Source organism: Polaribacter sp. WD7 (assembly GCF_003335085.1).
In the GTDB taxonomy this organism is placed as follows: domain Bacteria; phylum Bacteroidota; class Bacteroidia; order Flavobacteriales; family Flavobacteriaceae; genus Polaribacter.
In genome coordinates this window covers 20,835-47,415 of the sequence record NZ_QPEJ01000017.1, presented here as the reverse complement: position 1 = coordinate 47,415, position 26,581 = coordinate 20,835, and the positions used below count along the sequence as shown (strand labels likewise).

Here is a 26,581-nt window from a genome sequence, read left to right as displayed (position 1 = left end):
ATGAAAAAAATTAGCATTTTATTTTTAAGTTTATGTACATCTATCGCAGCTTTTTCTCAAAATACTGCAGAAGCTAAATCTTTATTAGATGAAGTTTCTTCTAAAATGGGAGCTTACAATAATATGTTTATTGGCTTTAGCCAAACTTTAACTAATGAAGAAGCAGGAATAAAAGAAGGAGATGAACCACCTATTCGTGGAGAGATTACCATGCAAGGAGAAAAATACAATTTAAACTACCTTGGAAACAATTTTATTTTTGATGGTGCTAACTTATATATTGTAAATCATGATGAAAAAGAAATTGCTATTACAGAAGGAAACATGGATAGTGACGATGGTTTTATATACCCATCAAAATTGCTAAGTTTTTATAAAGAAGGCTACAATTTTGAAATGGGTACCATACAAACCATTAACGGTAAAAAAATTCAGTTTGTAACTCTTATTCCTATTGATAGTAATTCTGAAATTGTCAATGTAAAGCTAGGTATAGACGCAAAAACAAAGCATATCTATAACTTAGTACAAACGGGTAATAATGGCTCTAAAACAACATTTACAATAAATCAATTTAAAAAAAATCAATCGTTGCCTAGTAATTTTTTCAATTTTGATATGGAAAAATACAAAAGTCAAAACTACACAATTGATTAACTTTTTCAATTAACAGAAAATTAGTAGCATTTTTGGGTTTAAGAAGTTACTTTTGCCTTAATGAAAATTTTAGATAAATACATCTTAAAAACCTTTCTAGTTCCCTTTGTAGCTACATTTTTTATTGTACTTTTTGTACTGGTAATGCAAGTACTTTGGCAAACTTTTGAAAGCATTGCCGGCAAAGGTATTAGCTTTTCTTTTATCTTAAAATTTCTATATTACACAACACTAATTATAACACCTCAAGCCTTACCTATAGGTGTTTTACTTTCATCTATAATGGCCCTTGGTAATCTAGGTGAAAATTATGAGTTTGCTGCCGCAAAATCTGCAGGAATCTCTTTACAGCGTTTGGTAAGACCTTTAATAGTATTGGCATTTCTTCTAAGTGCAGTTAACTTTCTGTTTTTAAACAACGTATATCCTTACGCGGTGTTAAAACAAAAAAACTTGTACATAAATATTAAAAAGAAAAAGCCTGCTTTAGCTCTAGTTGCTGGTAGTTTTAATAGTGATTTACCTGGTTACCAAATTAAATTTGAAGAAAAGTATGGTGAAGAAGAAAATCTTCTAAAAAAGGTGTTAATATATGATTTAACATCAAAAAACGGAAATCAAAAAGTAATCACTGCAGAAAGAGGTAAAATTTTATCTGAAGAAGGAAGCCGTTATATGACTTTTATACTCTATGATGGTTATTATTATGAAGAACACTACAAATCTGCAACAACGCAAATAAAACGTAAAAAGATGGCAGCTTCCAGCGCCACTTTTGATGAATATGAATTTAATATAGATATTTCTAGTATTTCAGGTGATCAAGGTTTAGACGAAACAAGATACACCAAAAACAATATGATGCTTAGTTTAAAACAGTTGGGAGACACTATACCAGAATTAAAACTAAGCTATGACGAGTTATTAGAAGCAAAATCTAAAAACCTTTACTCAAGTACACTTGCTAAAGATTTATATAAATACCCAGATTCATTAAAAGCAAAAAATATAAACTCAGACATCTTAGAAAATTTTGCGCTTACAGAAAAAATTGCTGTTCTAAATTCTGCAGATACCAAAGCAAGTAGATCTTTAAGTTCTGTTAGAAACAATATGAAAAACATGAAGTTTAAGAGAAAGGTCTTAAACCTATTTGATACAGAATATTACAACAGAATAGCCTTTTCTTTATCTTGTGTTATCTTATTTTTTATAGGTGCCCCACTAGGATCTATCATACGAAAAGGAGGTTTTGGATTGCCAATGATACTAGCTATAGCTGTTTACGTAATTTACTTTTTTGCCAATACTTTTGGTAAAAATTTAGCAGAAGAAAGCTCGGTATCTGCATTTTTGGGTTCTTGGATTTCTGCAATTATTATGGTTCCTTTAGGTGTTTTACTAACACGAAGAGCTACAAGAGACAAAGGAATTTTTAATACAGATAGTTTTATTCTTCCAATTACCAATTTCTTTAAAAAAATATTTTCAAAAAAAGAAGCATCAAAATTATGACTACAAAATCAAAAATACAGTTAAACACCATAGAAGCTGCTATAGAAGATATTAGAAATGGTAAAGTTATTATTGTTGTTGATGATGAAAATAGAGAAAATGAAGGAGATTTTTTAGCAGCCGCAGAAAAAGTAACTCCTGAGATGATTAATTTTATGGCTACTCATGGTCGTGGATTAATTTGTGCTCCCTTAACAGAAACTCGTTGTAAAGAATTAGAGTTAGGAATGATGGTAAACAACAATACAGACCCTATGGAAACCGCATTTACAGTTTCTATAGATTTACGTGGTAAAGGAGTTACTACTGGTATTTCTGCATCAGATAGAGCATTAACTATAAAATCTTTAATAGATAAAAGTACAAAACCTTTTGATTTAGCAAGACCTGGTCATATTTTTCCTTTAAGAGCTAAAGAAGGCGGTGTACTAAGAAGAACTGGTCATACAGAAGCAGCAATAGATTTTGCACGTTTGGCAGGTTTAGAGCCAGCAGGTGTTATTGTTGAAATAATGAATGAAGATGGTAGTATGGCTCGCCTACCAGAGTTGTTAGTGGTGGCTAAAAAATTTGACATTAAAATTGTTTCTATAGAAGATTTAGTAGCTTATAGAATGGAGCACGATTCTTTAATTGAAATTAAAGAAGATTTTGACATCAAAACTAGATTTGGAGAGTTTAGACTTAGAGCATACCAACAAACCACAAACAATCAAATTCATATTGCATTGACCAAAGGTTCTTGGACTAAAAATGAAGCCATACTAACTCGTGTTAATTCTACCTCTGTAAATAATGATATCTTAGGAACACTTACAAACGATGCCGACAAAAAGTTAGATCTCATGTTTCAAGTTATTAATGATGCTGGTAAAGGAGCCATTATTTTTGTAAATCAACAACATCAATCTCAAAACCTGTTAAGCAGATTGTCTATTTTAAAAAAGAATCAAGAAAAAGGACATATTAAAGCTCCAAAAATTAAAATGGATAATAAAGATTTTGGTATTGGTGCACAAATACTACATGATTTAAACATAAGCAAATTAAAACTAATTACAAATTCACAACAGACAAAACGCGTGGGTATTATTGGTTATGGTTTAGAAATTGTGGATTATATTGGGTATTAAATCATTACAAATAAAAAACATTTGAATGTTTTAAAAATGAAGTATACGCTCATTTTCTAATTCCACAGGAATTTTATCCTTTTGAAATAACCGTGCAGTATGTTTGCCTTTAAGTTTGATTGTATCACCATTTACCGCTAACCAACTTCCTTCTCGTAATCCTAAAACAGGAGTATCATTAAATATATGGAATTCTTTGATTCTGGTTTCTCTAGTTTCTCCCATATGTTTAGAACCTTCTAAAGAATCAAAATAATGTGCATTAATATTAAACGGTATACAGCCCATAGTATTAAAACTTGGAGGATAAACCACTGGCATATCATTAGTATTCATCATAGAAACACCACAAATGTTGCTTCCTGCACTTGTACCTATGTACGGTGTTCCATTTTCAATTACTTCACGTAACGTTTCTAAAACATTATTTTTGTACAATTGATTTACCAATTCAAAGGTATTTCCTCCACCAGTAAATATAGCTTGTGTATTTTTTAGAGCTTCTCTAGGGTTTTTAAATTCATGAATTCCTTTTACAGTTATACATAAATCTTCAAACGCTTTCTGAGTTATTAATGTATAATCATCATAAGAAATTCCACTTGGTCTTGCATAAGGGATAAATACCAACTCATTTACATTTTTCAAAAAAAACTCCAACTCCGGTTTTAAATAAGTTAAAAAACCAGATCCATAAATAGTTGAAGAGCTTGCTATAATCATTTGTTTCATATAATCAAAAATATATTTTTTAAATTAAAATAGTTTTATTTAGGAAAGTAGATTTTTATAAAATGACAAATTTTCTGATATCGTGAAGATAATTTTTAAAAATATTAGTTATTTACTCTTATATAAAAACATTAAAACTCAATTTTTTATTTAACATAAGTTTAAAAGAAGTCATAACTTTTTAGGAACCAATAAGACGACATTTGTAATGTAATAGAACTATAAAATCACACCAAAACTGTTTACAAGTATAATATAATATTTATAAAATGAAAAAAATAAAAACGATACTATCAACTGCCTTATTACTTCTAATTTCTAACTATGTTTTAGCACAAGAAACAGAAAAAAAAGAGTTAGCTAAACTATCTTTCTTAATGGGAAATTGGTCAGGAATATCTAGTTCTTTTACTGTAAAAGATACTACTCAAGTAAAAGTTAGAGAAAGTGTAAACTATATCATGGATGGAAATATATTAACTCTAGATGTAGTATCTGCAAATATTCAAATACATACACTCATAACCTACAGTATAAAAGATAAGTGTTATTATTATCAACCATATACTAAAACAGGTGGAGGTAAATACAAAGGAAAATTACAAGACAATAAATTTATTGTTTATTTTAATGAAAAAAATAGATTGATTTTTGAAAAAACAGTGAATGGAGAATTTCATGAATATGGAGAATCTCTCGTAAACGAAAAATGGAAAAAATACTTTGAAGATATACTTTTACCAGCTTCTACAACAAACTATACTAAATTAAAAGCTGAAAAGATTACCAAAGAATATATCGATCCAATTACAGCGTTAACTAATGTTATATCTGTTGAACATGAAAACTTTAAAACTATATATATAGCTGGTCAGGTTGGTACAGGAAACACTAAAGAAAAACAACTAGAAACAGCGTACAAAGCAATAGAAAAAAGATTAGCTCAGGCTAACGCTTCTTTCTCTGATTTGGTAGAAATGAAAATATACATTGTAGATTATGACCCAAATAAGGACTTAAAGATGTTTTTTAGAGTTCGTGAAAAACTTTATGGTGATCTAAAAATGCCTCCAAATGTATTTATTGGAATTTCTTCACTGTACAGTAAAGATAAAAAAATTGAATTATCAGGAACAGCAATAGTAATTAAATAAAAAAACAAAATAGTTTCAATACTAATTAATGAGTTTCAATACTAAAAAAACTTATTGTTTAGGAATTCTAATTCTAACAATATATAGTAATCAAATATTTTCTCAAAACTCAATCAAGAAAGAAGAAATTGACAAAACAGGAGCATCCTATTCTCAGTCTGTAAAAATATCAGACTATAAAGAATTACTGTTTATCAGTGGCCAAATACCTTTAGATGAAAAAGGTAAGTTACCTACTCATAACTCTTTTGAAGAACAATGTAGGTATGCTTGGGCTAATTTAATAAAACAATTAGATAAAGCTAATATGGAGTTAAAAAACCTCGTTAAGGTTACCATATTTTTATCTGATAGAAAATACAGACAAACTAACGGTAAGGTAAGAAGAGAAATTTTAAAAGATTTAAGTCCTGCATTAACCATTATCATTACAGGAATTTATAATGAACAATGGCTTTTAGAGATTGAGGGTGTTGCAGCTAAATAATATTTTTTTGTAACTTATGACTTAAATACATCGATTTTTTTTATGAATACGTTATTGAGGACTAATTAACATAAGTTTAAAAGGTACTTAATAGTTTTTTTAAAGTAATAGAACGACATTTGTTAAGTAACCAGATTTTAATACCTAATGAGAAAGAAATTAATTTTACTTTTTTTAACAGCATATTCGTTAACTGCTATAGCCCAAGACAATAGATTTTTAATAAAGGGTAAGGTTTTAGATTCTGTTAAAACTGTGGCAAATGCGCACATTATCAACTTAAAAAATAATCTTGGTACATTTTCCTCTGATAATGGTAATTTTCAAATATATGTTACTTTAGGAGACACTTTAAGCATCTCATCTGTACAGCATATTACCAAAAATATTTCTGTAAATCAACAAATTATTACAGATAAAAAAATTATCATAAAACTAAAATTAAATACGTACGTTTTAGATGAATTTGATTTAAGAAGAAATGAACTTTTAGGGCGTTTAGGTATTGATATAAAAGATGTTCCTGTAGACAAAAGAGATTCTATCTTAAAAGCAAATTTAGATTTTTCTAAAGTAGATATAGAAAACGGTAACTATAAGACTGATGCTGTTGATAGAGCAAAACCACCTATTGTAAATACGATGCAAGGAGCAATGCCTATGGCAGGAGGTGGTGTTGGTGTTGGAATACCGTTTAAAGATTCTGAACGTTTGTGGGCTTTAAGAAGGGAATTAGAACGTAAAAAACAGTTTCCTTATGAGATAATGTCTGAATTAGGAGAAAAATTTTTCTTTGTAGACCTTAAGATACCTGTTGATAAGTACTACCATTTCTTAGAGTACTGTAATCCACTAGGAATAGAGGAACTTCATAGAAAAAACAAAACGCTAGAAATTATTAAAATATTAAAAGAAGAAAGTGTTGAGTATCTACAAATCATCAAAAAAGAGTAATTTGGCTCAATAAATGATATCAATCTCATATGAAATTTAAAAAAGTATTGGTAATTATATTGCTATTACCCCTACTCTCTTTTACAGCACACAAATACTATTTAAGCTTAACTCAAATAGAATATAAAAGTGAGTCTAAATCAATTCAAATAACAATTAATGTTTTTATGGATGATATAGAAACAGCTTTGAATAAAGACTTTAACATAGACTTGCAGCTAACAACAAGCAAAGAACTTTTAAATAATGATATTTATTTTAAGAAATATCTTAAAGAAAAACTTCATTTTAAAATCAATACAACACCTGTAAATTTTAATTATATTGGTAAAGAATACGATGGAGATTTGGTTTTCTTCTATTTAGAAATTGAAAATATAAATAATGTTGACACTATAGAAATTGAAAACAAAATTTTAACCCATCATTTTCCTGAACAACAAAACTTAGTAAAGTCTAAAGCAAACAAAAAACACAAAAGTATTCTCTTATCTGCCAAAACTGATAAAGGTTTGTTAAAATTTTAACTGTTTTTAACTGTTTTGGTTTCTTATCCTTAATTTGCTAATCAATTCAAACATGTTTAAAATGAAAAAAATAACACTCTTTTTGCTTTCGTTTATTTTTATAAATGCTACTCTAACTGCGCAAGATAAAAATATCACAAAACAAGGGCATACAAACCAAAATAAATTTAGACAACTAAAGCAAGAACTAGCAACTCCTAATAGTCAAAGAACTGCTTCTGGTGCTCCTGGTGTAAATTACACTCAGCAACAAGTTGATTATAAAATGGATATTGTTTTAGATGATAATTCTCAAAAAATAACTGGTAATGAAACCATTAAATACTATAACAACTCTAAAGATGAGTTGGCTTATTTATGGGTTCAATTAGACCAAAATATGAGAGCTTCAGATTCTAAAACTCCAGATATTCAGCCCAATAAGATTCCTAAGAAAATAAGTAAAAGAGGTTATGATAGGTCTTTCCCTGAAGAAAAATTTGATGGAGGTTTTAATATCATGAGTGTAACCAATACAGATGATAGTAAATTGTCGTACACTATAAACCAAACGATGATGCGTATTAATCTGCCAGAACCTTTAGCTCCTGGAAAAACATTTTCATTTAACATTTCTTGGTGGTATAATATTAACAATCATAGAACTCAAGGAGGTAGATCTGGTTTTGAACATTTTGAAGAAAACGGAAATAACAATTATGTAATTGCTCAGTTTTATCCAAGAATGTGTGTGTATGATAATGTAGAAGGATGGCAAAACGATCAATTTTGGGGAAGAAGTGAATTTGCTTTAGAATTCGGAGATTTTGAAGTAAACATTACCGTTCCAGAAGACCATATGTTAGGCGCAACTGGTGTTTTACAAAATGAAAAAGAAGTATATTCTAAAAAAGAATTAAAAAAATTAGAGGAGGCTAAAAAAACATTTGACAACCCTGTAATTATAAGAACCCAAAAAGAAGCAGAAAAAATAGAAAAATCTAAAGCTACTAAAACCAAAACTTGGAAATTTAAAGCTAAAAATGTAAGAGATTATGCGTTTGCTACATCTAGAAAATTTATTTTAGATGGTATGGCAGTAGACATTAATGGTAAAACAGTAATGGCATATTCTTTATACCCTAAAGAAGCAAACCCGTTGTATGGAGATCATTCTACAAGAGCTGTAGCACAAACATTAAAAACATATTCTAAATATACTTTTGATTATCCTTACCACAAAGCAATTTCTGTTGATGGGCAAATGGGAATGGAATACCCACAGATTTGTTTTAATCCAGGAAGGCCAAATCCTGACGGAACGTATTCAGACAGAGTAAAATACAGAATGATTAAAGTTACTATTCATGAAGTTGGTCACAACTATTTTCCTATGATTGTAAATTCTGATGAAAGACAATGGACATGGATGGATGAAGGTCTAAACTCTTATTTAGAAATGTTAGCGGAGTGGGATTACGACCCTAATTTTCCAATAACAAGAGGATTGCCTAAAAATATCGTGCCTTATATGAGTGGAGATCAATCTAAAATAGCACCTATTATGTCTAAAGGAGACAACGTGTATAGTTTTGGTTACAATGCTTATGGTAAACCAGCTACAGCGCTGTATATTTTAAGAAATACTATTATGGGTAAAGAACTTTTTGACCATGCATTTAAAACCTATGCTCAAAGATGGAAATTTAAACACCCTACTCCTGCAGACTTTTTTAGAACTATGGAAGATGCATCTGGTGTAGACCTAGATTGGTTTTGGAGAGGATGGTTTTATACCACAGATGTTACCGATATTGGTATAAAAAACGTAAAAAAATTCTCTGCAAAAAAAGGGGATCAAATAGTAGATTTTGTTCAAGATACATCTAAAGGATTAGGTTTTTCAAAAAAACAAGACAAATACCATTATGAAATTACTTATGAAAAACCAGGTGGTTTGGTAATGCCTATTATTGTAGAATTTACCTATAAAGACGGTACCAAAGAAAGAAAACAGTATCCAGCAGAAATTTGGAGGTATAATGATAAAGAGGTTACAAAAGTGTTCTCTTCTAACAAACAAATAGAATCTATTACCATAGATCCTGATTTAGAAACAGCAGATGTAGATACTTCTAACAACAGCTATCCAAGGCAAACAAAAAATAAGTTTGAAAAATTCAAACAAAAAGTAAAAGGTTAAAATATAACGTAATAACTTGTACAAGCAGCACTTTATAAAGTGCTGCTTTTTTTATAAAGGTTTGTTAAATTTAAAGGGTATTTAAGAAAATCTTAGTAGTTTTGAGTACAACTTAAATTCAATTAATATATGAGAAAACTCATTCTGTTAGCAATGTCATTAACTTTGACATTAGTTTCTTATGCTCAAGAAAAAGAGCAACAAGGAACTCAAAAAGGACATACAGATCAAAACAAATTCAGGCAAATGAAAGATGTTTTGGCTACACCAAACGATCAAAGAACAGCATCTGGTGCTCCTGGTCATCAATATACACAACAAAAGGTTGATTATAAGATGAGTATTAGATTAGATGAAAGTACAAATAAAATTTATGGAGACGAAGATATCACTTACCACAATAACTCTAAAGATGCTTTAGAATATCTATGGGTACAACTAGACCAAAATATGAGAGCTGATGACTCTAAAACACCTTTAGCGAAATCTACTGGTGCTTCTGCTTGGATAACACCAAGTGATTTTAAAAGTACCTATATGAAAGAAAGCAAGGGGTTTGGTTTTAATATAGAAAAAATTTCTTCTAACGGAAAGCCTGTAAAATTCTTAATTAACAGAACTATGATGCGTATTGATTTACCTAAGCCATTGGCTTCTGGAGAAACATACGAGTTTAGTATCAAATGGAATTATAAAATAAATAACTCTGTAAAAGATGGTGGTAGATCTGGTTTTGAAGATTTTCCTGATGGAAATAACAACTATACAATTGCTCAGTTTTTTCCTAGATTAGCTGTGTATAATAATGTAGAAGGCTGGCAAAACATGCAGTTTTGGGGACGTTCTGAATGGGCTTTAGAGTTTGGAGATTATGATGTTAAAATTACAGTTCCTGCAGACCATATTATGGAAGCTACAGGAGATTTACAAAACCCTAAAGACGTTTTAACTAAAGAACAACGTAAGCGCTATGAAAAAGCAACTACTTCTTTTAAAGATCCTGTAATGATTGTTACACAAGAAGAAGCAGAAAAGAACGAAAAAGGACGTGCCACAAAAAACAAAACATGGCATTATAAAGCCAATATGGTTAGAGATTTTGCCTTTGCTACCTCTAGAAAATACATTTGGGATGCCATGGCTGTTAACATTAACGGCAAAACAATTATGGCAACGTCTTTATACCCAAAAGAAGGAAACCCTTTATGGGAAGAACACTCTACAAGAGTAGTGGCAAATACTTTAGAAGAATATTCTAAAATTACTTTTGATTATCCTTACCCAAAAGCAGTTTCTGTACATGCCAAAAATCAAGGAATGGAGTACCCTATGATTTGTTTCAACTATGGTCGTCCAAATGAAGATGGCACCTACTCTGATAGGGTAAAATATGGAATGATTGGCGTAATTACGCATGAAGTTGGTCACAATTTTTTTCCTATGATAGTAAATTCTGATGAAAGACAATGGACTTGGATGGATGAAGGTTTAAACTCTTTTGTAGAAATGTTGGCAGAAGAAGATTATGACCCTAATCACCCATTAAGAGGGTTACCTAAAGGAATTGTACGTTATATGGGAGGTGATCAAAACAATTTGTCTCCAATTATGTCTCAAGGAGACTATGTAAAGCAATTTGGACCTAATGCGTATACGAAACCAGCTGCTGGTTTATACATGTTGCGCAAAACCATTATGGGACCAGAATTGTTTGATTATGCTTTTAGAACATACTCTCAAAGATGGATGTTTAAACACCCAACACCCGCAGATTTTTTTAGAAGTATGGAAGATGCTTCTGGTATGGATTTAGACTGGTTTTGGAGAGGTTGGTTTTATACTACAGATGTTACAGATATTGGTATAAAAGAAGTAAAACCTTTGTACTTAACAGACAAACCTAGCGAACGTGTTGTGAAATTAAAAGAACAATATGCTCAATATTTTGAAAGTCTTGGAGATTTAGTTTTTATTACCGACAAAAAAGAAGATGCTAATGCAAAAGCAATGGACAAATATGCTAATGGTAAAGAAATACCTTCTTACATATATTCTGTAGAATTTGAAAAACCAGGTGGTTTAGTTATGCCTATAATTGTTGAGTTAACTTATGCTGATGGTACTAAAGAAAGAGAAACTTTTCCTGCTCAAATTTGGATGAAGAATGATGAAACTGTAAAAAGAGTATTTTCTTCTACAAAAGAAATTGTAAACATTACAGTAGATCCAGATTTGGAAACTGCAGATGTAGATACCTCTAACAATAGCTGGCCTAAAAAAGAAACCAATGCTTTTGAAGACTTTAAAAACAAGGTAAAAGAATAAACTTTATACTGTATTTAAACTAAAAAAACCTCGTTTTTAACGAGGTTTTTTTTAACTCCAAAATTCACGTTTTTTATTCAACTCCACCTCTTCTTTTACATACTCTTCAGCCTCTTTAGGAGAAAGTACTTTTAAAAAAGAAGGATGCTGTTCTATAGCATATTCTATCTTTGTTACTATATCAGCAATTTCTTCATTATCATAATCAATCTCTAAGGGCTCTTTTATAACCATAGATTGCAATACATTCTTTCTTTTAATACGAAGTCCTTTTTTATCAAAAGAACGTCTAAAACCATCAATTACAATAGGTACTACAACAGGTTTATAGGTTTTAATAATATGTGCTGTACCTCTTCTAATAGGTTTAAATGGTGTCGTAGTTCCTTGTGGAAAAGTAATAACCCATCCATCATTAATTGCTTTTCCTATATTTGATATGTCAGAATTCTTTACTTGTCTATTCACATTTTTTCCGGCAGCCCTCCAAGTTCTATCAATAGATACAGAGCCTACATAGGCAAAAATTTTAGGTAGTAAGCCAGCTCGCATTGTTTCTCCTGCTGCTACATAATATGCATTTAATTTAGGTTTCCAAATGTAACCGATATTTTTTATGGTATCATCTCTACCACTAAGTGCTGCATTAAAAACATGATACATTGCCGCTACATCTGCAAAATAAGTTTGATGATTAGAGATAAAAAGTACTTGTTTATCTGGTAGATTGCGAAGGATTTCAGAGCCTTCTATCTGCAAACTATTAAAACTTCTATACCTACTATGAGATACGATTCCTAATATTCGTATAAGCCATTTTTTTATAAATAAATAATGACCAAAAGGGTTCCTTTTAAATAAGGGCATTTAAGATACTTTTATTGGGTTAGTGGGCTAATTTACAAAACTATTAAAATAGTTTCATGAGATTAGCTCTTTTATTTCTGACAACATCATTGCGGTAGCACCCCAAACAACGTAATTGTTGAATTTAAAACAGGGGACTTCTGCATTTTTCATATATGAAGTATTCATAATTACGGTAGTTAAACTACTGTCATTTAATAAATCTGACAACAAAACTTCTATCAGTTTTTCTACCTCATGGTTTGTAGTAAAGTTAGGTCTTTTTACTGAAAAACCCAGAAAAGGAGTGGCTAAAAAATTACTAGGCGGAATATAAACATCTGTCAATTCTCTAAAAACAGATATAGAATCTGGATGAATACCTACCTCTTCAAAAGTTTCTCGTAATGCGGTTTCTTGTAAACTTGTATCTATTTGTTCAATTTTTCCTCCTGGAAAACTAATTTGAGCAGAATGCGTTCCTTTATAACTAGCTCTTTGTGTCAATAAAAAAGTAGTTTCGTTTTTATCATTAGGATAAAATAAAGCTAAAACAGCAGCCCTTTTTGGATTATTAGCACTTAGTTGTTCTGGATCATATTTTAAACGTAATTTTGGAGCCATTTTAAATTGTGCATCTAAACCACCTAAAGTGATTTTTTGAAATTGCTGAATTCTTTGTTTAAAATTATTGAAATTCACAAGAAAAATTTATTTTTATCAAATATATCAAATCACCTATACTTGTTGGTTTTGATACGAATTTAATAAGATAAAACATCATATGAGTACAAAATACAAAAAGTTAATTTTAAGTCTAATTTTAGATGCTATCGGTTTAATTCCTATCCCTTTTTTTGATGTGGTTTGGGCGCCAGCTTCTGCTTATATTATGACTAAAATGTATAAGAGCAAAGAAGGTAAAATTGCTGGTATTTTAAGCTTTGTAGAAGAAATAATTCCGTTTTCAGATATTGTACCCACCTTTACTATTATGTGGGTTTATTCCTATATCATCAACAAAGAGAAAGTAGATACCATTGTTGAAGCTTAATTTTCTTTTTTAAATAAGAACCCTAAACCTAACCTACTTAAAAATTTCTTTTCAAACTCCCAAAAAAACTTAAATTGTCCTAAACACCATCCTACAATAGGAAGAGTTAACTGATAAATGGGAAAAATTAGTAAAATTCTTAAAGGCCAATAGAGCCACGGATTAATAGTTTCTGGTGATAGACCCAGTATATTTGTAATAGGTTTTGCAACCCATGCTGCAAACGATCCATTTATTGCAAACACAATTAAAATTGCTGCGATGGACCAGTTACTTTGAATACCCCAGCGTTCTTTCAATTTTTCCATAAGTAATTAAACTCTTTTTTTAGTTTGTCTAAACATTAACCACAAACCGATAATAATCAATGGTATACTTAATACTTGCCCTGTATTTAACGGACTAAAAAACCACTCTTCGCCACGTTGTTGCACTTGTGGCTCTTTTAAAAACTCTATTATAAATCGTAAAGACCACAACACTACCATAAACAAACCAAATAAAAATCCTGTTTGTTGTTTTTTATCTGTTTTCCAGTACAAGTACCACATTACAAAAAATAAAACTAGGTAACTAAATGCTTCATACAATTGTGTAGGGTGTCTCGCTGTAGTTTCTCCAGCTGCTTTAAAAATTACCCCAAAGTTAGAACCCGTTTCTTTACCATATATTTCTGAGTTAAAAAAGTTACCAAACCTAATGAAAAAACCTGCTAAGGCTACCATTATAGCCAATCTATCTAAAATAAAAAGCCATGGTTTTTGTAAATGCTTTTTGGCATAAAAATACATTGCTATAGGAATAGCTATTGCCGCTCCGTGACTTGCAAAACCTGTAAACCCCGTAAACTTCCAGGTGCCGTTTACTTGTTTAAATGGTATAAATATTTCTAATAAATTGTGTTGGTAATAATCCCAACTGTAAAAAAACACATCGCCCAAACGCATTCCTATAAGCATAGAAACAAATACGTACATAAAAATAACATCTAATTTTTCTACAGATATGTTGTCTTCTATATATATTTTTTTCATCAAACGTAAACCCAATAAAAAAGCGCCTACAAACATTAAGCTATACCATCTTATTACAAAAAAACCTAAATCTATTCCTAAGGAAGGATCCCAGGTAATTGCTAAAAAACTCATATTTTAAATATTTTTTTTAAATTATTCTAATCTATTTTAGAATCCTATTATTTCTTTTTTTCTGGAACAGGATCATAACCACTGCCTCCCCAAGGATGACAACTGAAAATTCTTTTTAAAGCCAGCCATCCACCAGAGAATAAACCATGTTTTTGCAATGCCTCTATTGTATAATGTGAACATGTTGGGCTGTATCTGCATGTTGCAGGTGTAAATGGTGAAATTGCAGTTTGATAAAAACGAACCAAAATAATAAATGGGTATGAAATATTTTTTTTCAAAAAATTAAACTTTTTTATCTTTAAAAGTTCTTCACAAAATTTCGGATTGATATCGAAATCGCTCGAACTAACAACAACATAATTTATAGTTTCTAATCTAGAATTGCATATTAATTTATAGAAAAGGTTGTACCCTCTTTGCCATCTTTTAACTGAATTCCTAATGCAATCAACTCGTCTCTAATTTGGTCTGATAATGCCCAGTCTTTATTTTCTCTGGCCTCTTTTCTTAATTTAATCAACAACTCTACTACCCCTGTTATTTTTCCTGAATTGTCTTGTGTAGTTTCATTCATCAACCCTAAAACATCAAAAACAAATGCATGCATCGTTGTTGTTAACTCAGATAAATCTTCTGCTGTTAAAGAAGCTTTCTGTTCTTTTATTTGATTGATTACTTTCACAGCCTCAAATAAATGCGATATTAAAATTGGTGTATTAAAATCATCATTCATTGCATCATAACAATCTTTTTTCCAGTTTTTTACATCAAAGGTTGATGTTTTTCCGGCTGCTATTTTTGGTAAAAAATGTACCGCTTCCATTAACTTAGAATGTCCTTTTTCTGAAGCTTCTAAAGCTTCTCCAGAAAAATCTAAAATACTTCTATAATTGGCTTGCATGTTAAAGAAACGAACTACAGACGCTGAAAATGCTTTGGATAAAATTGTATTATTTCCTGAAAGAATTTCATTCGGTAAAATAAAATTACCTGTAGATTTTGCCATTTTTTGGCTGTTTAACAACAACATATTGGTATGCATCCAATAATTAACGGGTTTCACACCAGAACATGTTTGAGATTGTGCAATTTCGCACTCGTGGTGCGGAAATTTCAAATCCATTCCTCCTCCATGGATGTCAAAACTTTCTCCTAAATATTTTGTACTCATTACAGAGCACTCTAAATGCCACCCAGGAAAACCATCAGACCAAGGAGAAGGCCAACGCATAATATGTCTATCGTCAGCTTTTTTCCAAAGGGCAAAATCTTGCGGATTTTTTTTATCAGATTGTCCATCTAAAGCACGTGTATTATGAATTAAGTCTTCTACTTTTCTCCCAGAAAGAATTCCGTAATTACTGCTTTTATTATATTCTAAAACATCAAAATATACAGAACCATTTACTTCATATGCAAAACCTTTTTCTATGATTTCCTTAATCATTTCTATTTGTTCTACAATATGACCTGTTGCAGTTGGCTCTATACTTGGTGGTAAAAAATTGTAATTTTTTAAGACGTTATGAAAGTCTACCGTATACATTTGAACCACTTCCATTGGTTCTATTTGTTCTAAACGTGCTTTTTTAGAAATTCTGTCTTCACCTTCATCTGCATCATTTTCTAGATGACCTGCATCTGTAATGTTACGTACATAACGTACCTTATACCCTAAATGTAAAAGGTATCTATATACCACATCAAAGAACATAAAAGTTCTTACATTGCCCAAATGCGCGTTGCTGTAAACTGTTGGTCCACAGACATACATACCCACATAACCTTCCGTAATTGGTTTAAAATCTTCTTTAGATTTTGTTAGTGAATTGTATATTTTAAGTTGATTTTCTTTGTAGAGTTCCATTAAATAAGTGACTATTTACAAGGGATAAAGATAGGCACTTTAAGAAGAATAACGAAATGGAAATTGTTAGAAATTTTGTAAAAGAAATAGCTATTATTTGATAACTATTGTACTATAATCTCCATTAACCCTTATAAGGTTATTTGTTGACGTATTATTTTTAACATTTTTTGTTCTTTGGTTGTCTAATTTAACTCTGTTTACCTGATATTTGTAGTTACTAAAGACATCACCTAAAATAATTGTTGCGTTAGATTGACTTAAATTTAAAACAAACTCACCAAAATTAGGATGAAAGCTATCAATAGTTAATTCGCCAAATTTATCTGAAAGATTTACATTTTGATTTATTTTAAAAACACGCACACCAGAAGAATTATTACTCATAGTAGTGTTGGTAATTGATGCTATTCTAGCATCAGTTACATTGTTCAAAAAAAGTGTACAGGCATTTAAATGATTGATATCTACTTTAGAATAATCTATAGTTAACCTACCTCCTACTAAATCATTTGCATTAAATGTACCATATTTTACGTTTCCAAAAGCTACTGTATTTGGCAATTTTATTTTACAATGACGGGTGTTTAAATCAAAAGTAGCATTTTTAGGTACTTTTATTTCTAGTCTTTTTTTAATCTTAATTTCTTTACCATCTATGATAATTTTACCTGAACCATTAGCTTGAAAATTAAATTTCATTTCTTTTAACTTTGCTTGGGCTTTTGCTAATTTTTCTTTAATTTTTTCTTTATCAATTTTAGCAAATTCTATTTTGGCTTTAGCAAGTTCTTGCTTCATTTTATCCTTAGATACTATAAATTCTTTTCTTAGTTTTTCTTTATTTTTAAGCATTTCTTTTTGAAATTCTTGATATTTCTTGCTTTTTTTAAAGTTTTCCCATTCTTTTTTGCTTTTGATTATTATTTTATCGTTTCCCATTTTCCAAGTAAAATCATACTTTCCATTTTCTCCTATATGCTCTTCAAGTTCTCCTAAATCTTCTAAAAGTTCGTCAAAATTGAAATTAAAATTCATTTCTGGAAGAACAATAACATCTGCATTTGGTAACTCTATATCCGGAAAAGTAAAATCTGCATCATTAAAAAAGATAAAATCTGTTTTAGACCCTAAACTAAAATTTCCTTTAGAGGTTATATTTACTTTTTTACTATTTCCTAAAGCTTCAAAATTCCAGTTTTCAAAATATTTTTCAGATTCCTCTTTAGATAATCCTTCAATTTCTATAAAGGCCTTTACTTGTACCTCACTTTTGTTCCATGTAGATACATTAATATCTGTATTTGTAGAATTTATAGCTACTACTACATCTTTATTTACATCAAACTTTTCAGTAAATTGTTTGTTAAACTTCTGTGCAAAGGTTATATTGAAAAAAGCTATAGTTATTAGAGTTATACTATGTTTATATAATTTGTGTTTCATTATTTTGTGTGTTTAAGTTTTTAAGTTGTTCTAATTGCTTTTTTAAGCGTTGCAACAGTTGTAAGCGTAATTGTAAATTACGTATTAATGCATCTATAGTAGTATCATTAACCCCTTTTGTATTGAGCTCTTGAGTTAATAATTTGTATTCTTTTGTGAGCTCAGAAATTTTTAATAAATATTCATCTACAATTTCTCTATTTTCTTCAGACAAATCTAGCTGACTCAATTCTAATTTTATACTGTTCGTGTAATACGTTTCTATCGTTTGAAATTCTGGAGATATATTACCTAATGTAATTTCTTTTGATGTAAGGTTTTTTTGTTTTGATTCTGTAATTTTCTCTGTATTTTTTGATGGATACCATTGAATCCCTATACTAATAAGCAATACTATGGAGGCCGCTATAGACAACCATTTTAAATGGTTCTTTTTAGATTTTTGTTGATGCATTTCTTGCGCTAAAAAATCTTTAAATTTTAGAGCGTGTTGTTTAGAAAGCATTGTATCTTTATCTTTAAAATTTTTTAATTTCTCTCTAATATCTTCCTTCATAATTCGTGTCTTTTAATTGTTGTTTCAAAAGTTTTTTTCCTCTTAACAAATGGGTTCTAGATGTATTTTCTGTAATTTTTAAAATTTCAGATATTTCTTTATGATCATACCCTTCTAGCAAATACAAGCTTAACACCCATCTATATTTGTCTTTTAAATTGTTAATAACCTCTACTATTTTATCAACAGAAATTGTTGAATTCACTTGCCAATCATCATCTGTTTCAACTATAGAAACCTCTTCATTTATTGTGGTAAGTATTACCTTTTTCTTTTTTAATTCATCTATACTTTGATTGATAACAATGCGCTTTAACCATGCCCCAAAAGCAACTTCATTTTTATAACTGTTTATATTTTTAAACGCTTTTATAAAAGCGTCTTGCATTATATCTTCCGCTAAAAAACGGTCATTTACATATCTGTAAGCTACATTTAGCATTGCTTGACAATATAAATTATACAACTGCATTTGCGCTTTTGCGTTATTGTTTTTACATTGTTCAATGATTGGCTGATGTAATTGTTTGGTTGCGTTCATTGATACTTTCTTGTCTTATAGACGAAACATTTTTGACAGTGTTGCAAAAAAGAATAAAATATTATTTCTAAATTTACATAATTCACATTTACTATGGTAAAAAAATCTTCTGCATTACATGAAAAAGATGGGGTTTCTCAACCAGAAGCAACCAACAAATTGAGTGCAGAAATTATAAAACAAAAAAGAACCAAAAACACTTCTGTTGATGAGTTTATATCACAAATTTTAAAAGGAAATATTGTTTTTTTAAGTAAAGCTATTACACTGATAGAAAGTACAAATACTATACATCAAGAGAAAGCAAATAAAATTTTAGAAGCCTGTTTACCTCATGCAAATAAATCTGTTAGAATAGGGATTACTGGCGTACCTGGTGTAGGTAAAAGTACTTTTATAGAAACCTTTGGTAAACATTTAACATCACAAGGTAAAAAAGTGGCGGTTTTGGCTGTAGACCCTAGTAGCTCTATGAACAAAGGAGCCATTTTAGGTGATAAAACTAGAATGGAACAATTGGTTACAGATAAAAATGCTTTTATTAGGCCTTCGCCATCAGGAAACTCTTTAGGTGGGGTTGCTCAAAAAACACGTGAAAGTATCATTTTATGTGAAGCTGCAGGTTTTGATACCATATTGATTGAAACTGTTGGTGTTGGTCAATCTGAAACCTTAGTACACTCTATGGTAGACTTTTTTCTATTGTTAAAAATTACAGGTGCAGGTGACGAATTACAAGGTATAAAACGAGGTATTATAGAAATGGCTGATGCAATTGTTATTAACAAAGCTGATGGAAATAATGAAAAAAATGCTCAAATAGCTAAAATAGCTTTTAAAAGAGCATTACACTTATATCCTCTTAAAGAAAGCAATTGGCAACCCAAAGTACTAACGGCAAGCGCTTTAAAAAACATAGGTATAGCAAATGTTTATAACATGATTTTAGAATACTTAGAACTCGTTACAAAAAATAATTATTTTTTTGAAAAAAGAAATGAGCAAAATAAGTACTGGCTATTGTCTACCATAGAAGAGCAATTAAAGTCTAATTTTTATAACAATCCGAAAATAAAAATAGCCCTCAAAAAAGAAATTTTAAGTCTAAAAAAAGGAGATACAACTCCCTTTAACGCCGCAAAAAAATTGCTTGATTTATAAATATATTTATATTTGTCCAAAAAAATATTCTATGAAAAAAATATTCATCATCTCTTTCTTTCTTTTTTTGTCTCTAACTAATACTGCTCAAATTAAATTTGAAAAAGGTTATTTTATTAAAAATAATAAAGAGAAAGTTGAATGTCTTATAAAAAATATTGGGTGGAGATATACACCTACTCAAATTGATTATAAATTAGCTTCTGATACTGAGATTAAAACCATGAAACTTACAAATATTGTAGAGTTTGGGATTTATGATGATTCAAAATTTATAAAAAGAACCGTAGATATAGACAGATCTTCTTCTGATGTTGATGTTTTTGATGAAGATAGAAATCCTAATTTTAAAACAGAAACTATTTTTTTAAAGCTGTTATTAAAAGGTGATATAAATTTATATCAATATACTAATAAAGATTTATTCCGTTTTTTCTATGAAAAGAAAGCTACTAAAGAGATAAAACAATTGGTTTATAAACAATATTATGGATATAAGTATGTTGATGGAAACCCAGTTAGGGGTGGCGTTAAAACAAACAATGGTTTTAGACAACAGATTATCAATTACTTTGATTCTAAATGTGTAGATACTAAAAATGTTAAAAATTTAAGGTATTCAAAAAATGATTTAGTTCCGTTTTTTAAAGAATTTAACCAATGTAGCAATAAAGATATTAATTACATTACAAAGAAAAACAAAAGACGTGCATTTAATTTTACTGTAAAAGTTGGTTTAAATAATACTTCTGTAAGTGTGTTACAAACTGCTGTTAGAGAATTTGATTTTTTTAGTTTTGATAATAAACCCAATCTTAAATTAGGTTTTGAATTAGAACATATTTTATCCTTCAATAAAAATAAATGGTCTATTATTTTTGAACCCACTTATCAGTCAATCAACTTTCAAGGAGAACAAAGTGAAACTTTTCAAAAAAATTTTAATTATAGCTCAGTAGAAATAGCAATAGGAGTTAGACATTATTTATTTTTAAATACAAATAACAAATTTTTTATAAACGGAATGTTTGTTCTTAGTTATGCTGTAAATGACTCTTCTGCTTTCTTATTTACAGAGCAATTTATAAAACCTGAAATTATTCATTCATTTCCTATTGCCACAGGTATTGGATACCAATACAGCAACAAAATAGGTATTGAGTTAAGATACTATTCAAACAGAAAACTGTTTAGTGATTTTTCATTTTTAAATGCAAAATTGGATAATATCGCCTTAGTATTGGGATATACTTTTTAATAATGATTAGGTATAACCATTTAGTATTTTTGAACTCTTATTCTCTTTTATTTAATGGGGCTTAGAATACCATTAAAATTACAAAAAGCAAGATGTATATTGTTTAGAATAAGTTGATAATACCGAAAATAGTATTTCATTCAATATTTTTTGTAAAAAAATAGACAACAACACCATACAGTTTTATTTATTCGATTAAGAATGTAAGTTCAAATGATTTTTAATGACAAACAATCATGACTTGAACTTATTTCTTAATCGTAACAACTGTTCTTGTTTACCTTTATAATTTAACCAGAAAAACTTATTAAAAAACTTATACATATGAAAACACCTAACATTTCTAAAGAAGAAGTTTTAAATGCTTTTAATTACAGACACGCTACAAAAGTATTTGATGCTGATAAAAAGCTAACAGAAAAAGATATTAATTTTATTTTAAAAACAGCTAACTTATCTCCTAGTTCTTTTGGTTTTGAACCTTGGCATTTTGTTGTTGTTCAAGATATAGAACTACGTGAATTATTAAAACCAGTGGCATGGGGTGCTCCAGATAAACTTGACACAGCTAGCCATTTTATATTAGGTTTAAGTATGAAAGCTCCTATGACCAAATGGGATGCTGATTATATTATGCACATGATGAAGGATGTAAAACAACTTCCAAAAGATGTAATAGAAATGTATTCTAATTTTTACAAAGCATTTCAAGAAACCGATTTTAATTTAGATACAGATAAAAAAATATTTGACTGGGCTTCTAAACAAACATACATTGCACTTGGTAATATGATGACTGCTGCTGCTTTACAGGGAATTGACAGTTGCCCTATAGAAGGTTTTCATCAAGAAAAAGCTGAGACATTATTAAAAGAAAAATTTAATATTGATACCGATAAATATGGTCTTTCTTTTATGGTTGCTTTTGGATATCGAAAAGAGAATCCTCCTCATCCTAAGACTAGAAGAGCTTTAGAGGATATAGTTACTTGGAAATAAATTTTTATAGTTCGTCTTTGGTGATTTTTTATATATTGCAAATCTCAAAAAAAACATAATGAATCACCAAAGATTAACTATAGTTGCAAAAATTTTAGCGAAACCAGAAAAAAGAGAGCTGGTAAAAAATGAGTTGTTAAAATTGATAAAAACCACATTAAAAGAGGAAGGTTGTATCAATTATGACCTGCATCAAGATAATGAAAACGAAAACTTGTTTTTATTTTATGAAAACTGGGAATCTAAAGCATTATGGCAGCAACATATGAATAATTCTCATTTGGCTGAATATTCAAAAGCTACAGAGGGAGCGGTGGAAAATTTTGAATTGTTTGAAATGACTCCTATTAGTTAAACCGATTTTGTAATATTTTTATTTGAAAAGGTTTACAGATTTTAGTTGAATCTATAAATTGGTAAATCTTTCTTTTTTACTTCGTTAAACATCTAAATTTTTGGTTACTATTTTCTTTATTTTTTTGTTCAATGATTTTAAAGCATTGTAGCTAGTGTGTTCTAAAACAATAACTACCAAATCATCATCTAAATAGTTGGTTAACGCAGTACTGAAACCATTCCATTTACCATAATGATAAATGTTTTTTTCGTCGCTTCTATCTACACGAAATCCAAAACCATACGGAATTTTTCTACCATAAATAGTTTCTCCTTTGGTGTACATCAAATCTAAAGATGCTTTAGAAAGTAGTTTTCCTGAATTCAATCCGTAAGTCCATTTAAACAGGTCTTCTGTAGTAGAATATACATTTTTATCTCCTACAACTCCATCATTTACTGTATTTTTAATACCTATATGCCTCCACCCTCTATATAAACGATATCCTGTTAATTGGTTTTTATGAGGTATATCATGTTTACAACTATAGACATATGAATTTTTCATATCTAAAGGATCAAAAATATTTTCTTTAAGAAAATTACCAAACGAGGTACCTGATACTTTTTCTACAATAGAAGCTAAAATAAAGTAACCCGTATTAGAGTAATCAAAATTACGACCCGGTTTAAAAAATCTTTGAACACTAGAACACGAAAAAAGCTCCATCATTTCTAAATTTGTTGGCGCTTTTTCTTTTTGCCACTCATGTTCTGCAACCCAAAAATATTTTGGCAAACCAGCAGTATGGTTTAACAAGTGTTTAATTGTAATGTTTTCAAAAGGAAAGTTCGGAAAATAAGTATTTACAGTGTCTGTAATCTTAATTTTATTTCTTTCGTGTAAAAGCATAATAGCTGCTGCAGTAAACTGTTTACTAACAGATGCCAATTGAAAAGTAGATTCTTCATTTAAAGGAATCTTTTTTTTAAAATCTGCAAAACCAATCTGGTTTTTATACACTATTTTTTTATTTTTTGATACTAAAATAGCCCCATGAAAATCATGTCTTTTGTTAATTCTTTTCAACAAAGAATCTAACTTGTGATTTACATTTTTTGTGTCTTTTTCTGGAAAATACTCTACAGGAATTGTAAACTTTTCTTCTATTCTTTTTTGAGATATAATCTTTGAATTTGTAGAGCTCTTATCTTTTTTTGAAGAAGTACATGCAATACATACAAATACGAAAATAACTGATGAAAACCTAAAAAATTGTAGCATGATCTTTTTCAAAAAAAATATATTTCTGTAAATTTAAATATCATTATTGTAAAATCAAAATGTAATTTGAACTTAAAAAAGTATCCAATTTAAAAAAAATAAATCTTAGCTAATATTACTCCAAATTTTAGAAGAGGCTGCCATTTTAGCAAATGCTTTATTTATTGGTCTATTTTCTAAGCTAGAAAGATTTGGATCATCTTGCAATACTGATATTGCTGTATTTCTTGCGGAAACCAGGATTTTAGAATCTTTAACAACATCTGCTATTTTTAAATTTAAAACACCACTCTGTTGTGTTCCCATGATATTTCCTGGTCCTCGTAACTTTAAATCTACTTCAGATATTTTAAAACCGTCAGAGGTTTCTGTCATCGTTTCTAATCTTGTTTTTGCTTCAGTAGATAACTTAAAACTAGACAGTAATATACAATAACTTTGGTCTGCACCTCTACCTACTCTACCTCTTAATTGGTGCAACTGACTTAACCCAAAACGTTCTGCACTTTCAATAACCATAACACTTGCGTTAGGTACATTTACACCAACTTCTATAACTGTGGTAGCTACCATAATTTGAGTTTCTTTAGTAACAAACCGTTGCATTTCATAATCTTTATCTGCTGGTTTCATTTTACCGTGTACAATACTAATTTGATATTTTGGTGACGGGAACTCTCTAGAAATACTTTCGTAACCATCCATCAAATCTTTATAATCCATAGCTTCAGATTCTTGAATTAATGGGTAAACCACATATACTTGCCTCCCTTTGGCTATTTCGTCTTTTAAAAATTTAAACACAGATAATCTATTGCTATCAAAACGGTGTACCGTTTTTACCTCTTTTCTTCCAGGTGGCAACTCATCAATCACAGAAATATCTAAATCTCCATAAACAGACATTGCCAAAGTTCTTGGTATTGGTGTGGCTGTCATTACTAAAATATGAGGTGGCAGTGTATTTTTAGCCCATAATTTAGCACGTTGTTTTACTCCAAAACGGTGTTGCTCATCAATAATTGCAATTCCTAAATTTTTAAAGGCTACTTTATCTTCTAACAAGGCATGTGTGCCCACTAAAATATGCAAAGTCCCATCTTCTAAATTCCGATGGATTTCTCTTCGTTTTTTAGTTTTTACAGAACCTGTAAGAATATCTACCATAATAGGTAAACCATTTAAAAGTTCTGATATTGCTGTAAAATGTTGATTTGCTAAAATTTCTGTAGGTGCCATAATGGTGGCTTGAAAACCGTTATCTATGGCTAAAAGCATACTTAACAATGCAACAATTGTTTTACCAGACCCTACATCACCTTGTAATAAACGATTCATATGTGCACCAGTGCTCACATCTTTTCTAATTTCTTTGAGTACTCTTTTTTGAGCATTGGTCAACTCAAAAGTCAAATATTTGTCATAAAATGCATGAAAACTATCTCCTACTTCGTTAAAAACTAAACCTTTAATTTTAGCTTTATTGATGAGTTTTTTGCGTAAAAGTTGCATCTGAATATAAAATAATTCTTCAAACTTTAATCTGTACTGTGCTTTTGCTAAATTTTCTTGACTTTTTGGAAAATGAACATTTAGCAATGCATCGCGTTTTAGCATTAAATTAAAATCATTAATAATTTCTAGCGATAAACTTTCTTCTATAGCCTCGTAAGTTTGCTGTAGTAATTGCTGAATATAATTTCTCATCAACTTATTAGAAACTCCTGAATTCGTTAATTTTTCTGTTGATGGATATATAGGTTGCATTTTAGTCTGTAACTTTTTTTTGTATTCTGTAACCAATTCCATTTCTGGATGCGGAATACTAAAATTACCGTTATAATGATTCAATTTACCATAAACTACGTAAGGTGTATTTATTTTTACAGCATCTTTAATCCATTTTTGACCTTTAAACCAAACTAACTCCATACTTCCAGTAGCATCTTGAAAAGTAGCTACTAATCTACTTCCTCTTTTTTGAGCTACAGATTTTATATTTGTGATTTTACCCACAATTTGAACTTCTGTAGCAGCAGGTTGCAACTCTTTTATTTGATAAAATTTTGTCTTATCAATATATCTGAATGGGAAAAAATTTAGTAAATCATTGCACGTTTTTATACCCAATTCTGTGTATAATAAAGTGGCTCTTTGCACACTTATACCTTTTATATATGTTATTGGGTAGTTTAAATTCAATTTTAAAAATAACTATAGATAACGAAAATACAGAAAACAATTTTTAATTAAAAACAAGAAAACTAAATTGTTACTTTTTTTAAAAAAGAGTGTCTTATTATAACAAATAATAATTAGTATATTTGGTTAATTTAAAAAATGATTTTTTATGATATTTACTTATGTTTTAATTAATGAAAAAGTAATATATAAATAAAAACATCTTTTGATTTC

Annotated in this window: 26 protein-coding genes; 14 read left to right on the top strand and 12 right to left on the bottom strand. The window is 29.6% G+C overall.

Annotated features, from left to right (window positions below; genetic code table 11):
* From DUT90_RS06505 to ribB, 3 genes are read left to right on the top strand one after another with little or no spacing between them, the layout of a single operon-like run.
* The gene (locus tag DUT90_RS06505) at positions 1 to 657 is read left to right on the top strand and encodes an outer membrane lipoprotein carrier protein LolA (RefSeq protein WP_114426366.1); all 657 of its coding nucleotides are present in this window, start codon (positions 1 to 3) and stop codon (positions 655 to 657) included.
* A 60-nt stretch (positions 658 to 717) separates the two neighbouring features.
* The gene (locus tag DUT90_RS06500; protein ID WP_114426365.1) at positions 718 to 2,172 is read left to right on the top strand and encodes an LptF/LptG family permease; all 1,455 of its coding nucleotides are present in this window, start codon (positions 718 to 720) and stop codon (positions 2,170 to 2,172) included.
* Positions 2,169 to 3,305 carry a 3,4-dihydroxy-2-butanone-4-phosphate synthase gene (ribB, locus tag DUT90_RS06495; protein ID WP_114426364.1) on the top strand — a complete coding sequence of 379 codons (1,137 nt, stop codon included), beginning with the start codon at positions 2,169 to 2,171 and terminating at the stop codon, positions 3,303 to 3,305. Before DUT90_RS06500 ends, ribB begins: the two co-directional genes overlap by 4 nt.
* A gap of 30 nt (positions 3,306 to 3,335) precedes the next feature.
* Here ribB and pepE read toward each other — a convergent pair whose 3' ends face one another.
* Positions 3,336 to 4,037, bottom strand: coding sequence for a dipeptidase PepE (gene pepE, locus DUT90_RS06490; RefSeq protein ID WP_114426363.1), 702 nt, complete (start codon positions 4,035 to 4,037; stop codon positions 3,336 to 3,338).
* Between the two features lie 269 nt (positions 4,038 to 4,306).
* Here pepE and DUT90_RS06485 point away from each other — a divergent pair, with 269 nt between their 5' ends.
* The 6 genes from DUT90_RS06485 (at position 4,307) to DUT90_RS06460 (ending at position 11,666) form a co-directional block, all read left to right on the top strand.
* Positions 4,307 to 5,191 (top strand): RidA family protein, encoded by an 885-nt coding sequence (locus DUT90_RS06485; RefSeq protein WP_114426362.1) that lies wholly within the window; start codon positions 4,307 to 4,309, stop codon positions 5,189 to 5,191.
* Between the two features lie 28 nt (positions 5,192 to 5,219).
* Positions 5,220 to 5,678: a RidA family protein gene (locus DUT90_RS06480; RefSeq protein ID WP_114426361.1), complete on the top strand. Its 459-nt coding sequence runs from the start codon at positions 5,220 to 5,222 to the stop codon at positions 5,676 to 5,678.
* Positions 5,679 to 5,825: 147 nt separating this feature from the next.
* Entirely contained in the window at positions 5,826 to 6,632 is an 807-nt protein-coding gene (locus DUT90_RS06475) for a hypothetical protein (RefSeq protein ID WP_114426360.1), read from the top strand.
* 29 nt (positions 6,633 to 6,661) lie between these two features.
* The gene (locus tag DUT90_RS06470) at positions 6,662 to 7,159 is read left to right on the top strand and encodes a DUF6702 family protein (RefSeq protein ID WP_114426359.1); all 498 of its coding nucleotides are present in this window, start codon (positions 6,662 to 6,664) and stop codon (positions 7,157 to 7,159) included.
* Between the two features lie 61 nt (positions 7,160 to 7,220).
* Positions 7,221 to 9,341: a M1 family metallopeptidase gene (locus tag DUT90_RS06465; protein ID WP_114426358.1), complete on the top strand. Its 2,121-nt coding sequence runs from the start codon at positions 7,221 to 7,223 to the stop codon at positions 9,339 to 9,341.
* A gap of 129 nt (positions 9,342 to 9,470) precedes the next feature.
* Positions 9,471 to 11,666 carry a M1 family metallopeptidase gene (locus DUT90_RS06460; RefSeq protein ID WP_114426357.1) on the top strand — a complete coding sequence of 732 codons (2,196 nt, stop codon included), beginning with the start codon at positions 9,471 to 9,473 and terminating at the stop codon, positions 11,664 to 11,666.
* Between the two features lie 51 nt (positions 11,667 to 11,717).
* On the opposite strand, the gene DUT90_RS06455 is transcribed toward DUT90_RS06460, so the two are convergent.
* Positions 11,718 to 12,533: a 1-acyl-sn-glycerol-3-phosphate acyltransferase gene (locus DUT90_RS06455; RefSeq protein WP_114426356.1), complete on the bottom strand. Its 816-nt coding sequence runs from the start codon at positions 12,531 to 12,533 to the stop codon at positions 11,718 to 11,720.
* Between the two features lie 54 nt (positions 12,534 to 12,587).
* Complete coding sequence (locus DUT90_RS06450) at positions 12,588 to 13,214, bottom strand: CoA pyrophosphatase (protein ID WP_258848512.1); 627 nt, start codon at positions 13,212 to 13,214, stop codon at positions 12,588 to 12,590.
* An 82-nt stretch (positions 13,215 to 13,296) separates the two neighbouring features.
* On the opposite strand from DUT90_RS06450, the gene DUT90_RS06445 reads away from it, so the two are divergent.
* On the top strand, positions 13,297 to 13,566 hold the full coding sequence (locus DUT90_RS06445; RefSeq protein WP_114426355.1) for a hypothetical protein: 270 nt from the start codon (positions 13,297 to 13,299) through the stop codon (positions 13,564 to 13,566).
* On the opposite strand, the gene DUT90_RS06440 is transcribed toward DUT90_RS06445, so the two are convergent.
* From DUT90_RS06440 to DUT90_RS06410, 7 genes are all read right to left on the bottom strand, one after another.
* On the bottom strand, positions 13,563 to 13,874 hold the full coding sequence (locus DUT90_RS06440; RefSeq protein WP_114426354.1) for a DUF6787 family protein: 312 nt from the start codon (positions 13,872 to 13,874) through the stop codon (positions 13,563 to 13,565). The genes DUT90_RS06445 and DUT90_RS06440 overlap by 4 nt on opposite strands.
* Positions 13,875 to 13,880: 6 nt before the next feature.
* Entirely contained in the window at positions 13,881 to 14,714 is an 834-nt protein-coding gene (lgt, locus tag DUT90_RS06435; protein WP_114426353.1) for a prolipoprotein diacylglyceryl transferase, read from the bottom strand.
* Positions 14,715 to 14,761: 47 nt separating this feature from the next.
* Positions 14,762 to 14,995 (bottom strand): membrane protein insertion efficiency factor YidD, encoded by a 234-nt coding sequence (gene yidD / locus DUT90_RS06430; RefSeq protein ID WP_114426352.1) that lies wholly within the window; start codon positions 14,993 to 14,995, stop codon positions 14,762 to 14,764.
* Positions 14,996 to 15,105: 110 nt separating this feature from the next.
* Entirely contained in the window at positions 15,106 to 16,584 is a 1,479-nt protein-coding gene (gene cysS / locus DUT90_RS06425) for a cysteine--tRNA ligase (protein ID WP_114426351.1), read from the bottom strand.
* Positions 16,585 to 16,677: 93 nt separating this feature from the next.
* Positions 16,678 to 18,030: a hypothetical protein gene (locus DUT90_RS06420; RefSeq protein ID WP_114426350.1), complete on the bottom strand. Its 1,353-nt coding sequence runs from the start codon at positions 18,028 to 18,030 to the stop codon at positions 16,678 to 16,680.
* Complete coding sequence (locus tag DUT90_RS06415) at positions 18,011 to 18,586, bottom strand: hypothetical protein (RefSeq protein ID WP_114426349.1); 576 nt, start codon at positions 18,584 to 18,586, stop codon at positions 18,011 to 18,013. Before DUT90_RS06415 ends, DUT90_RS06420 begins: the two co-directional genes overlap by 20 nt.
* Positions 18,570 to 19,127, bottom strand: a complete 558-nt coding sequence (locus DUT90_RS06410; RefSeq protein WP_114426348.1) for an RNA polymerase sigma factor — start codon at positions 19,125 to 19,127, stop codon at positions 18,570 to 18,572. The genes DUT90_RS06415 and DUT90_RS06410 overlap by 17 nt, the downstream gene beginning before the upstream one ends.
* Before the next feature lie 93 nt (positions 19,128 to 19,220).
* Between DUT90_RS06410 and meaB the strand changes: the two genes are divergently transcribed.
* The 4 genes from meaB (at position 19,221) to DUT90_RS06390 (ending at position 22,900) form a co-directional block, all read left to right on the top strand.
* A complete protein-coding gene (meaB, locus tag DUT90_RS06405) occupies positions 19,221 to 20,288 on the top strand; it encodes a methylmalonyl Co-A mutase-associated GTPase MeaB (RefSeq protein WP_114426347.1) in 1,068 nt (355 codons plus the stop codon).
* A 31-nt stretch (positions 20,289 to 20,319) separates the two neighbouring features.
* Positions 20,320 to 21,546, top strand: a complete 1,227-nt coding sequence (locus tag DUT90_RS06400) for an outer membrane beta-barrel protein (RefSeq protein ID WP_114426346.1) — start codon at positions 20,320 to 20,322, stop codon at positions 21,544 to 21,546.
* A 324-nt stretch (positions 21,547 to 21,870) separates the two neighbouring features.
* Positions 21,871 to 22,545 carry an NAD(P)H-dependent oxidoreductase gene (locus DUT90_RS06395; RefSeq protein WP_114426345.1) on the top strand — a complete coding sequence of 225 codons (675 nt, stop codon included), beginning with the start codon at positions 21,871 to 21,873 and terminating at the stop codon, positions 22,543 to 22,545.
* 58 nt (positions 22,546 to 22,603) lie between these two features.
* On the top strand, positions 22,604 to 22,900 hold the full coding sequence (locus tag DUT90_RS06390) for a putative quinol monooxygenase (protein ID WP_114426344.1): 297 nt from the start codon (positions 22,604 to 22,606) through the stop codon (positions 22,898 to 22,900).
* An 84-nt stretch (positions 22,901 to 22,984) separates the two neighbouring features.
* Here the strand turns inward: DUT90_RS06390 and DUT90_RS06385 are convergent, their stop codons facing one another.
* The gene (locus DUT90_RS06385) at positions 22,985 to 24,166 is read right to left on the bottom strand and encodes a serine hydrolase (RefSeq protein WP_114426343.1); all 1,182 of its coding nucleotides are present in this window, start codon (positions 24,164 to 24,166) and stop codon (positions 22,985 to 22,987) included.
* 105 nt (positions 24,167 to 24,271) lie between these two features.
* The gene (gene recG, locus DUT90_RS06380; protein WP_114426342.1) at positions 24,272 to 26,368 is read right to left on the bottom strand and encodes an ATP-dependent DNA helicase RecG; all 2,097 of its coding nucleotides are present in this window, start codon (positions 26,366 to 26,368) and stop codon (positions 24,272 to 24,274) included.
* Positions 26,369 to 26,581: the final 213 nt, after the last annotated feature.